Consider the following 11006-nt stretch of genomic DNA (forward strand, 5'->3'; position numbering starts at 1 on the left):
TGGGATATGAACTTGATATTCATCAAAAAAGGCCGGTCCGCACACCGGCCTTTTTTACTTCCATCGTGCTCCTGTTTCACACTCGCCAAGAACCTCCCGGAATTTAAAGAGCAATCAATTGTTCCGTATATAAGCAATAATTAACCTGCCGCCCATTATAAATGGAACAATTCTTGTCCATGATGGACGACATCGCCCTTTGCGAAACCGCAAAAATGCGTGGCAGGCATGAGCCGCCTTTGTAATTCCGTTCGAGGAAGGAATGATGATGCGTCTGTCGATTGGTACGGTTCTCAGCGGCCTGTTCTGCCTTCTGGTGATGATCGCCGCAGGGCAAGGGCTTTATGGTGTCCATTCGCTGACGGATATTCGCCAAGGTACGGAAAATATCCAGACCGTGCGTGTCACGGCGCTGACGACGCTTGGCCAGATGAATGCTGATCTGGGGGATGTGCGCATTGCCCAGGCCCATATGCTGCAATCTTCCGGAGAGACGCGCGCACAATTTGCCAAGGCCTATGACGAGGCCGTACGCAAGGTCGAGGAAGACAAGAAGCTTTACGAAACCGTTCTGGTGGATGCGGAAGACCGCGCCCTGTTTCGCCAATTTGACGATCTTTGGAAGAGCAGCATGGCCTTCTGGGCCAAGGTTGTCGCTCTTGAAAATGCTGGCCGCAGCGAAGAAGCGCTTGCCCTGTTCATTGGCGAGGGCCTGACGGTCTATAACAAGGCCGGTGACACCATTCAGGCTGCTGTTGATGATATCAAGGACAATGTCACCCAGGAGGGCAAGGATAATATCGACACAATCGGCTTCACCCAGCAGGTGACCTATTTTGCGCTCGGTATCTCCATCATCCTGGCGCTGGTGGCCATGGCTGTCAGCTTCCTGCATATCGTGCGGCCGATTTCGGCGATGACCCGGGCCATGCATGGTCTGGCCGAGGGCGATACATCCGTTTCTGTGCCGGGCAATGGCCGCAAGGATGAGCTCGGCGCCATGGCCGCCGCCCTGCAGGTGTTCAAGGATGGCATTCTGCGCAACCGTGCACTGGAAGCTGATGCCGCCCGCCAGCGGGAGGAGGCCGAGGCTGAGAAGATCCGCGTCCAGCGCGAGGCAGACGCTGCCGCGCAGAAGAAGCTGCAGGATGCCACGGCCGGTCTTGCCTCAGCTCTCAAGCGTCTGGCGGCGGGCGATCTCTCTTTCGAACTGACGGAGCCCTTCTCGGAGGAATTCGAAGCCTTGCGGGTTGATCTCAACAGCGCCGTCACCCAGCTTGGCGATGTGATCGCTTCGGTCGCCGATTCAGCCGGCACCATTGATAGCGGCTCGCGGGAAGTCAGCCGCAGCGCCGAGGATCTGGCGCGCCGCACCGAGCAGCAGGCTGCTTCCCTTGAGGAAACCGCCGCCGCCCTCGATGAAATCACCGTCAACGTTTCCAATGCCGCCAAGCGGGTGGAAGAGGCGCGCTCCGTGGCTCGGGAGGCCAATCAGAGCGCGGTGCGCTCCGGCGAAGTGGTCAGCCACGCCATCGAAACCATCCAGCGTATCGAAAATTCGTCCAACCAGATCTCCAACATCATCGGCGTGATCGACGAGATTGCCTTCCAGACCAACCTTCTGGCGCTGAACGCCGGTGTCGAAGCAGCGCGTGCCGGTGAGGCCGGGCGCGGCTTTGCCGTGGTGGCCACGGAAGTGCGCGAACTGGCGCAGCGTTCCGCCAAGGCTGCCAAGGAAATCAAGCAGTTGATCGGCAACTCCACCCAGGAAGTCGAAAGCGGCGTGCAGGCCGTGCGCCAGACCGGCGAGGCGCTCAAGGTCATTGAAAGCCACGTCCAGTCAATCAACGACCTGATGGATGCCATCACCACCTCGTCGCGTGAACAGTCCACCGGCCTGTCGGAGGTCAACACTGCCGTCAACCAGATGGACCAGGTGACCCAGCAGAACTCCGCCATGGTGGAGGAAACCAGCGTCGCCAGTTCCTCGCTTGCCAATGAAAGCAACCGCCTGATGCAACTGGTCAGCCGCTTCACCATCCGGGAACGCCGCTCGTCCTACTCCAAGGCAGCATGAAGATCCGAGCCTTCCCGGCTTGATCCATTACAGCGCCGATCTGATTGGATCAGATCGGCGCTGTAACGGTTTATTGTTGAAGCATAATCTTGACCGTCCTCGTTTCACTCCGGTCGGATTATGCTCTATGTGCTGCCCTACCGCTTCAAGCTGCCCAAAATTCCCCTGACCAAAGCCCGGCCGAGCTGGTTGGCCACCTGACTGGCCAAGGAGCGGGCGGCACTTTTCATCGCGGCTTCCACCACGGTTTCCCGCTGGCGGGAGCGGGCAGGGGCGCGGCTCTCCTCGCGCGCCGGTGCCTCGTCCTCATGCCCGAAGCCCGGCAGTTTCCAGCGGCTGGCGGCACTATCGCTTTCAGGGGTCTGCTGAGAGGCGGGGGCCTGTTGCGGTGCCACTGCCTTTCCGGCCCGGCGGGCGAGAATTTCATAGGCCGATTCCCGGTCCACCGTCTCATCATAGACGCCGGAGAGCGGGCCTGTCGTCAGATGGCTCTGCCGCTCGGCATCGCTGAGCGGCCCCACGCGGGCCGAAGGCGGGCGGATCAGCGTGCGCTCCACCATGGAGGGCGCGCCCTTGCCGGAAAGCGTCGAAACCAGCGCCTCGCCGGTGCCGAGCGCCGTGATCGCCTCTTGCGTGGAAAAATCGGGATTGGGGCGGAAGGTCTCGGCAGCGGTCTTCACCGCCTTCTGCTCACGCGGGGAATAGGCGCGCAGCGCATGCTGCACCCGGTTGCCAAGCTGCGCCAGCACGCTTTCCGGCACATCGAGCGGGTTCTGGGTCACGAAATACACACCCACCCCCTTGGACCGGATCAGCCGCACCACCTGTTCCACCCGCTCGATCAGGATTTTCGGCGCATCCTTGAAGAGAAGATGCGCTTCATCGAAAAAGAACACCAGCTTCGGCTTGTCGAGATCGCCCACTTCCGGCAATTCCTCGAAAAGCTCGGATAGCAGCCACAGCAGGAAGGTGGCGTAAAGGCGCGGGTTCATCATCAGCCGGTCGGCGGCCAGCACGGAAATCGTGCCGCGGCCATCGGCGTCGATGCGCATGATATCGCTGATTGCCAGCGCCGGTTCGCCGAAGAAATGCTCGGCCCCCTGGCGCTCCAGCAGCAGAAGCGCCCGTTGCAGGGAGCCGACGGACGCCTTGGAGATCAGCCCGTATTCGGCGGACAAGGCGCCTGCCTGTTCGGCCATATAGGTCAGCAGCGCCTGAAGATCCTTGAGATCGAGCAGCGCAAGCCCGCCCTCATCGGCAATCTTGAAGGCAATGTTCAGCACGCCTTCCTGCGCCTCTGTCGCATCCAGAAGGCGCGCCAGCAAAAGCGGCCCCATCTCCGCCACGGTGGTGCGCACCCGATGGCCCTTTTCCCCGAACAGATCCCAGAAGATCACGGGAAACTCCGTCATCGCGTAAGGCTCAAGCCCGACCTCCTCGGCCCGCTTCAGCAGGAAATCCCGCGGCTCGCCACGCGCGCCGATTCCGGAAAGATCACCCTTGATATCGGCGCAGAACACCGGCACGCCAGCCGCGGAAAAGCCCTCGGCCAGCACCTGCAGCGTTACCGTCTTGCCGGTGCCGGTGGCCCCGGTGACCAGCCCGTGCCGGTTGGCGAATTTCAGGGCCAGAAATTCCGCCTTGTTGAAGCTGCCATCGGCCTTGCGGCTTGCGCCGAGAAAAAGGCTGCCGTCCTCCGTCATCGCCATGGGCTCCTTCCCTGATCTGTAACCATTTTCATTCCGGTCATTGTCATCGTCTTTAGAGCGCTTTTCGATCTGCTTGAATCAGATCGGCGCTCTAAAAATTTCTTTTTGAAGCATAAGCTTGATCGTCCTCGTTTCACTCCGGTCGGATTATGCTCTATAGCGTTTCAGTGTTTCATGGAAACACTGAAACGCTATAACTCTTTGTTTTTACGCATTTCCGGACGGAAAACCGGATTCCACTTTTCCTGGAAATGCTCTAAAAAGAATAGTGAATAAGGTCCCGTTAAAGAAGGGGGAGGGCGCAAACCCACCCCCTTGAGTCAACGGCCTCGATCCATTACGTTGACGTTAACGTCAATCCTCGGAGGAAAGTCATGAGTGAAATCGTCACCCGCATCGCGGACAATGTCGGCATCGCACCGGATGTCGCGGAAAAGGCCCTTGGCATGATGCTGGGCTTCCTGCAACGCGAGGGCGATGACGGCGCCGTGGCGCGCATGATCGAAGCCATGCCCGGCGCACCGGAACTCGTCGCCCGCTACAATGGCGAAGGCAAGAGCGGCGGCCTGCTGGGCGGTTTGATGAGCGCCATTGGCGGCGGCATCATGGGCCTTGGCCAACAATTGATGAGCCTTGGCCTCGGCATGGGTGAGATCACCAGCCTTGCCCGCGAGACCATGGCCGTTGCCCGTGAGCATGCAGGCGATGAGGTGGTGGATAAGGTCGTGGCCTCCGTACCGGGCCTCAGCCAGTTCGTTTGATCTTCTCGCAAACTGCATAATTCCTTAAATCCTAATCGATTTAAGGTGAAAATTATGCAGCAGACATAAAGCCTTACAGCGTCCTTTGTGCGTTTGATAAAACGCACGGCGCTGTAAGGGGCCGGAGGGGCGGGTTTTCCTACCCGCCGGGCCCTGTCCTATATATAAGTAAAAATAAAATTAGATATTTATAATATAGTATCTCCAGGCGCTGCTGGCGTGTTCTTCCTCGGCTGTTGAAACAATTCCGGCCCGCTGGTGGCGGCATTATCTGCGAACACTCTGTCAAACATGCGGGTTGCTTGCCTCTCCTCGCAAATATCTGCGCGCTACAACCGCTTTATTCAATTCTTAAATTGTTTCGCCGAAGGTTAGCCAGTTTCATATCATTCGGGGGATCGATATGCGTTCGCTTATCGCAGTTTCGGTGATGCTCTCGCTTTCGGCTGCACCGGCCTGGAGCAAGACGCTCGCCTTCGCCATCGCCAATGCCAGCGACACGTTTCAGTCAGGCCTTCTGAAAGCGGTGGAAGATGCCGCCAAGCAGTCCGGCCAGACACTCACCGTCTCCGATGCCAAGGCCGATCCGGCCAAGCAGATGGAGCAGATCAAGGCCATCATCGCCGCCAAGCCGGATGCCGCCATTCTTGCGTTGATCGACAGCGACATGGGCGCGGAAGTTTCGAAAATGGCGACAGCGGCCAATGTGCCGGTGGTTTATGTCAACAATACGCCCAGCAATGTCGAGGATCTGCCGCCGAAGGAGACGCTCGTCGCTTCGCAGGAGCAGGAGGCCGGAACCTTGCAGGGCAAGGAAGTCTGCCGCCTGATGAACGGCAAAGGCAAGGCGGTGATCCTCACCGGCCCGCTCTATCATGAAGCCGCACGCACGCGCACTGCCGTGGTGGAAAAGATTTTTTCCGAAGCGCCCTGCAACGGCATCGAGGTGGTGGAGCACCAGTCCGCCGACTGGGAAACGGATCTGGCCGACCAGCAGACGGAAGAGTGGCTGAAGGCCGGTGTGCAGTTCGATGGCGTGATCGCCAACAATGATTCCATGGCGCTCGGGGCCATCGCCGCCCTGAAGCGGCATAATGTCGATATGAAGAAGGTCGTCGTCGCCGGTATCGACGCCACGGCGGACGGCAAGAAGGCCATGATGGCCGGCGATCTGGATGTGACCGTGTTGCAGGATGCCGCGGGCCTGGGCAAGGCCAGCGTCGAGGCCGCCATCAAGCTCGCCTCCGGCGAAACGGTGGCGCAGCGCATCACGGTGCCGTTCAAGCTGGTGACACCGGCCAATATCGATCAGTTCGTGGCCAAGACCCAGTAGCCGATCCCGATCAAGGATCTGCGGAGCGATCTCTGCATGCGCTCTCCCCGAGGGCGCTCAACAAGCGCCCCGCGGAACCCTCTTCCTGCAACAACAGCGCCGAAACGGCGTGGTCGCCCATCCGGCGCATCCCCGTTTCCGGTTGACCGTCAGGCCATCTACTGCCTGATCCGATGGAGCTAGATCATCATGCAAGTCTGGAACAGACTCGGTATTCGAACCCAAATTTCTATAGGCTTCCTGGCCTTGATCGCGCTGATGGGCCTTCTGGTCCTCGGTGCCGTCAGCGGCGTCGGGCAATTGTCGCAGGCCATTGACGAGCAGGGCCGCAGCGCCGAAAGCGCACGTCTGGTGGCCGAACTGAACGACGACCTCGCGGCCTTGCGGCTGAACGCCGCCCGCTATACCGCCGAGCACAAGGCCGAGCAGGCCGCTGGCGTCAAGAAGGCCATCGAGGAGTTCAAGCGTGATTCCGCCGCCTTCCAGGGCTCGCCGCAAATCGCGGCAGCGCTGGACAAGGTGCGCGGCGATGTTTCGGCCTATGAGGCCACCTTCGACAAGGTCGTCGTGCTGTGGCAGCGCAAGCTGAAGCTCGCCGACAAGGTGTTCGAGTTCGGCCCCTGGACCAATATCGCCATCGAAGACGTTCTGCGCTCCGCCTGGCGTCAGGGCGATATCGAGGCGCTGCATCAGGGCCAGCAGGTGGCGGCCACCATGGCCACCTCCATGCTTTATTCCGGCAAATTTCTGGAAGGCGACAATATTGCCGATTACGACAAGGCGCAGGCTCTACTCACCCAGGCGCTGGCCGAACAGAAGCAACTGGCCGAGGTGGTGAAGGACAACAAGCTCCAGCTTGGCCGTGTCCAGGCGGCAGCCCGCCTCATGGGCAATTACAGCGCCCGTCTGGCCGATCTTCAGGCCGTGGTCAAGGAAACCCACGGGCTCATCGATAGCCAGCTCGGCACCATCGGTCCGCAGATCGCCCGGCAGTTCGCCCAGTTGCAGCAGGATATCAGCCAGCGTCAGAACGCCCAGAGCCATGAGGCGGTTGCAAGCGCTGACAGCACCAACCGGTTCACCCTGTCCTTCAGCGTTGTGGTGATCGTGCTCGGTCTGGCGCTTGCTTATGTCATCGGCCTGCTGATTTCCCGCGCTGTGACCCGCATGGCCGCCAATATGAACGAACTGGCCCGGGGCAATAACGATCTCGTCATCACCGGCACCGAGTTCAACAACGAACTCGGCGCCATGGCCCGCTCGCTGCTGGTGTTCCAGGATACCGGTCGCGGCAAGGTGGCTGCGGAACTGGCAGCCGAACGGGCGCGTCTGGCCGCAGAAGAAGAGCGTCTGCGCCAGGACCGCGAAAAGGCGGAGGACGCCCAGCGCATGGCGCATGCCTTCGAGCAGATCTCCATCGGCCTCGATGCCCTGTCCCAGGGCGATCTGACCGTGCGCATCGGCGCGGTGGACAATCGCTATGTCGAAATCCGCGATCACTTCAACAAGTCCGTCGCCTCGCTTGAAGAGGCGATGGGGTCTGTGGTGACGGCAGTCAGCACGATCCGCTCGGGCCTGAAGGAAATCTCGGTCGCCTCCAACGATCTGGCACGGCGCACCGAACAGCAGGCGGCGTCTCTGGAGGAAACGGTTGCAGCTCTTGGTGACGTGTCTCGCGGTGTCAACGGCACGGCGGAAGGCGCAAGCCGCGCCCAGCATGCGGTTGCTGCCGCCCGTGACAACGCCGCCAAGGGGGGAGAGATCGTCTCGCGCGCCATCGAAGCGATGACGGCCATCCAGGGGTCTTCGGAAAAGATCGGCAACATCATCGGTGTCATCGACGAGATCGCCTTCCAGACCAACCTTCTGGCGCTGAATGCCGGTGTTGAAGCCGCGCGTGCCGGAGAAGCCGGCAAGGGGTTTGCGGTGGTTGCGCAGGAAGTGCGTGAACTGGCCCAGCGCTCGGCGCAGGCGGCCAAGGAGATCAAGGACCTGATCTCGACCTCCAGCAGCCAGGTGCAGACGGGCGTGAACCTCGTCAGCGCCTCCGGTTCGTCGCTGAAGGAGATTGTCGATCAGGTTGTCGAAATGAGCTCGACGATCACCGAGATCGCCAACTCCGCCCGCGAACAGGCTGGCAGCCTGCGGGAAGTGACGGGTGCTGCTGACCAGATGGACAAGGTAACGCAGCAGAATGCGGCGATGGTGGAAGAAACCACGGCAGCGGCGCAAAGCCTGACGCAGGAAACGGAAAATCTCGCCGAGATGATCCGCCGCTTCCGCACCCAGGCGGCCCCGGCCCATTACGGTCAGCGCCACGCTGCGTAATCTTCTCATACACCTCGAAACGGATGACGCCGCCGGAGACTTCCGGCGGCGTTTTCGTTTGTTTTCCACAACTTCGGATTTTAGATTGTGGAAAGACAACTCATATCTAAAAGAAAATTTTTTTATCTGTAGAAATTCAACCAAAAGGGGAAGTTAATATACTTTTCTTTTCAGTGATTTATAAAAACCCCTGCTGGGAAGTGCAAAAACCCGATTTAGACTTTAGTGAGAAAGACGTGCCACGTTTTGCCGAAAAGCAAACCGGGGTTGAACAGATGAAATTCGGGGTTGGAACAGTATCGGGTAAATTGGTGCTTGCCGCAGGCGCCGCCATGGCGGGCCTGATTGTCACCTATTCGGCCTTTGCCGGCTGGCAGGCCAGTCAGCGCGTACAGGAAGAGGTCCTGCAACTGGCCACGGAAAAGGCGGCCTCCGTCTCTGCCAATGTCGCCGGTGAGGTGACCACGGCGGTATCCGCCGGGACGGCCTTGGCGGGCAGCCTTTCGAGCTATATTGAAAACGGCGCCCGCTCGCGGGCGGAGATCGTCAACTTCATCAAGGGCGTGCCCAGCCAGTATAAAAACCTGTTCGGCGCATGGATGTGCGAGGTTCCCGGCGGCCCTGAGGACAAGGCACTCACCGGCACCGAGGGCCTGAACAAGGACGGCGTCTTCACGCCCTACTGGACCAAATCCGATAGCGGCGCGCTGGATTTCTCCACCTGGATCATCAATCCCAAGGAGCAGTGGTACGCCGCGCCCTTGCAGAGCAATGCCGGGCTGATTACCGAGCCTTACATTTCCACGGTCGGCCGGCTGATCACCTCGGTCTCCATCCCCGTGCGCGCCTCCGGCAAGATTGTCGGTCTGGCTGGCGTCGATATCAAGCTCGATGACCTTTCCGCCACGCTCAACGCCATGCGCCCCTTCGGCGATGGCCGCGTCATGCTGGTGGCCGATAACACCAAGTGGCTGGTGCATCCGAGCAAGGATACGCTGCTGAAGCCCTATGCCGAAACCGGCGCCGATCAGGTCAAGGCCGCCCTTGCCGATGGCAAGATGCGGGTCATCGAGGGGCTGCCGGATGGTGCGACCCGTCTCGTCTATCCCTTCACCGCGCCGGGCATGAACCGCACCTGGGCCGCCATTCTCGATGTGCCCGCCGCCACCTTCACCACGCCGGTTGTGCATGAAGTGACCTCCACGGCCATCAGCGGCCTCGTGCTGCTGGTGATAGCGCTGACCATGATCTATGCGGTCTCCTCGATTATCGTCCGCAAGCCGCTCGGCCATATGGTGGACGCCGTGCGCGCCATGGCCGCCGGTGATTATGCAAGACCAGTGGCCGGGCTTGAAAGCCGCGACGAATTCGGCCTTCTGGCCGGTGCGCTGGAAAAATTCCGCCATGATCTCGCCAATGGCCAGGCCGTGCAGGCCGAACAGGACCGCCTGCGGGAAACGGTGGAAAGCGAACGTCAGCGCCAGTCGGCGCTCGACAACGCCAAGGCCGAGGATTTGCGCCTCTTCGTTCTCCAGGTTCAGAAGGGCTTTACGGCGCTGGCCGAAGGCGATCTGACCTTCCGTATGCAGGACCGTGTCGCACCGGAATTCGAGCCGATCCGCCAGAACTTCAATACCTCCGTTGCCTCGCTTGAAGAGGCGATGGGGTCTGTGGTGACGGCAGTCAGCACGATCCGCTCGGGCCTGAAGGAAATCTCGGTCGCCTCCAACGATCTGGCACGGCGCACCGAACAGCAGGCGGCGTCTCTGGAGGAAACGGTTGCAGCTCTTGGTGACGTGTCTCGCGGTGTCAACGGCACGGCGGAAGGCGCAAGCCGCGCCCAGCATGCGGTTACTGCCGCCCGTGATAACGCCGCCAAGGGGGGAGAGATCGTCTCGCGCGCCATCGAAGCGATGACGGCCATCCAGGGGTCTTCGGAAAAGATCGGCAACATCATCGGCGTCATCGACGAGATCGCCTTCCAGACCAACCTTCTGGCGCTGAATGCCGGTGTCGAAGCCGCGCGTGCCGGAGAAGCCGGCAAGGGCTTTGCGGTGGTTGCGCAGGAAGTGCGTGAACTGGCCCAGCGCTCGGCGCAGGCGGCCAAGGAGATCAAGGACCTGATCTCGACCTCCAGCAGCCAGGTGCAGACGGGCGTGAACCTCGTCAGCGCCTCCGGTTCGTCGCTGAAGGAGATTGTCGATCAGGTTGTCGAGATGAGCTCGACGATCACCGAGATCGCCAACTCCGCCCGCGAACAGGCTGGCAGCCTGCGGGAAGTGACGGGTGCCGCCGACCAGATGGACAAGGTAACGCAGCAGAATGCGGCGATGGTGGAAGAAACCACGGCAGCGGCGCAAAGCCTGACGCAGGAAACGGAAAATCTCGCCGAGATGATCCGCCGCTTTCGCACCCAGGCGGCACCGGCCCATTACGGTCAGCGCCACGCGGCGTAAGCTTCTCATACCAAGGCTCGAAGATGCTAACGCATCCTCGCCTTGAAAGAATTTCGAATATCTCAAATGTATTAGGGACTTGAGATATTCGAAAGGGGAATACGAAGAGTCATTTTCAATGGCTCTTCGTATCATACACCTCGAAACGGACGACGCCGCCGGAGACTACCGGCGGCGTTTCTGTGTCGATCAAGGGCACATGTCCACAGACCCTAGGCTGTAGTGACAAATTAATGGTTTGGGATTCCCTTTGAGGCGCAAATCAGATTCAACGCTAACTTTTGGAGGTTGGCGATGGATGGTGAGGTTCTTCGAGATGACCAGTGGGAACGTTTGAAACCG

The 11006-nt window shown here is 60.2% G+C and carries 6 protein-coding genes and 1 pseudogene; 5 read left to right on the forward strand and 2 right to left on the reverse strand.

Going from position 1 to position 11006, the window contains the following annotated elements:
- The first annotated feature begins 262 nt into the window (after nt 1-262).
- Nucleotides 263-2077, forward strand: a complete 1815-nt coding sequence (locus QO005_RS07635) for a HAMP domain-containing methyl-accepting chemotaxis protein (RefSeq protein ID WP_307157395.1) — start codon at nt 263-265, stop codon at nt 2075-2077.
- 39 nt (nt 2078-2116) lie between these two features.
- On the opposite strand, the pseudogene QO005_RS24280 reads toward QO005_RS07635, so the two are convergent.
- Together QO005_RS24280 and QO005_RS07645 are read right to left on the reverse strand one after the other, a co-directional pair.
- Nucleotides 2117-2206, reverse strand: a pseudogene (locus QO005_RS24280) (invasion associated locus B family protein); the annotation flags it as partial.
- 8 nt (nt 2207-2214) lie between these two features.
- Nucleotides 2215-3780: a helicase HerA-like C-terminal domain-containing protein gene (locus QO005_RS07645; protein ID WP_307157418.1), complete on the reverse strand. Its 1566-nt coding sequence runs from the start codon at nt 3778-3780 to the stop codon at nt 2215-2217.
- A gap of 380 nt (nt 3781-4160) precedes the next feature.
- Between QO005_RS07645 and QO005_RS07650 the strand changes: the two genes are divergently transcribed.
- The 4 genes from QO005_RS07650 (at nt 4161) to QO005_RS07665 (ending at nt 10664) form a co-directional block, all read left to right on the forward strand.
- Nucleotides 4161-4547, forward strand: a complete 387-nt coding sequence (locus QO005_RS07650) for a hypothetical protein (RefSeq protein ID WP_307157396.1) — start codon at nt 4161-4163, stop codon at nt 4545-4547.
- A gap of 403 nt (nt 4548-4950) precedes the next feature.
- Nucleotides 4951-5880: a substrate-binding domain-containing protein gene (locus QO005_RS07655; RefSeq protein WP_307157397.1), complete on the forward strand. Its 930-nt coding sequence runs from the start codon at nt 4951-4953 to the stop codon at nt 5878-5880.
- Nucleotides 5881-6066: 186 nt separating this feature from the next.
- Nucleotides 6067-8208 (forward strand): methyl-accepting chemotaxis protein, encoded by a 2142-nt coding sequence (locus QO005_RS07660; protein WP_442476149.1) that lies wholly within the window; start codon nt 6067-6069, stop codon nt 8206-8208.
- A 275-nt stretch (nt 8209-8483) separates the two neighbouring features.
- Nucleotides 8484-10664, forward strand: a complete 2181-nt coding sequence (locus tag QO005_RS07665) for a methyl-accepting chemotaxis protein (protein ID WP_307157399.1) — start codon at nt 8484-8486, stop codon at nt 10662-10664.
- Nucleotides 10665-11006: the final 342 nt, after the last annotated feature.

Source organism: Allorhizobium paknamense (genome assembly GCF_030815125.1).
Classification (GTDB): domain Bacteria; phylum Pseudomonadota; class Alphaproteobacteria; order Rhizobiales; family Rhizobiaceae; genus Allorhizobium; species Allorhizobium paknamense.

What these genes read in the sequence shown, in the direction of transcription:
- QO005_RS07635 (WP_307157395.1), top strand. Translation starts at nt 263, where the DNA reads ATGATGATGCGTCTGTCGATTGGTACGGTTCTCAGCGGCCTGTTCTGC.
- QO005_RS07645 (WP_307157418.1), bottom strand. Translation starts at nt 3,780, where the DNA reads ATGACGGAGGACGGCAGCCTTTTTCTCGGCGCAAGCCGCAAGGCCGAT.
- QO005_RS07650 (WP_307157396.1), top strand. Translation starts at nt 4,161, where the DNA reads ATGAGTGAAATCGTCACCCGCATCGCGGACAATGTCGGCATCGCACCG.
- QO005_RS07655 (WP_307157397.1), top strand. Translation starts at nt 4,951, where the DNA reads ATGCGTTCGCTTATCGCAGTTTCGGTGATGCTCTCGCTTTCGGCTGCA.
- QO005_RS07665 (WP_307157399.1), top strand. Translation starts at nt 8,484, where the DNA reads ATGAAATTCGGGGTTGGAACAGTATCGGGTAAATTGGTGCTTGCCGCA.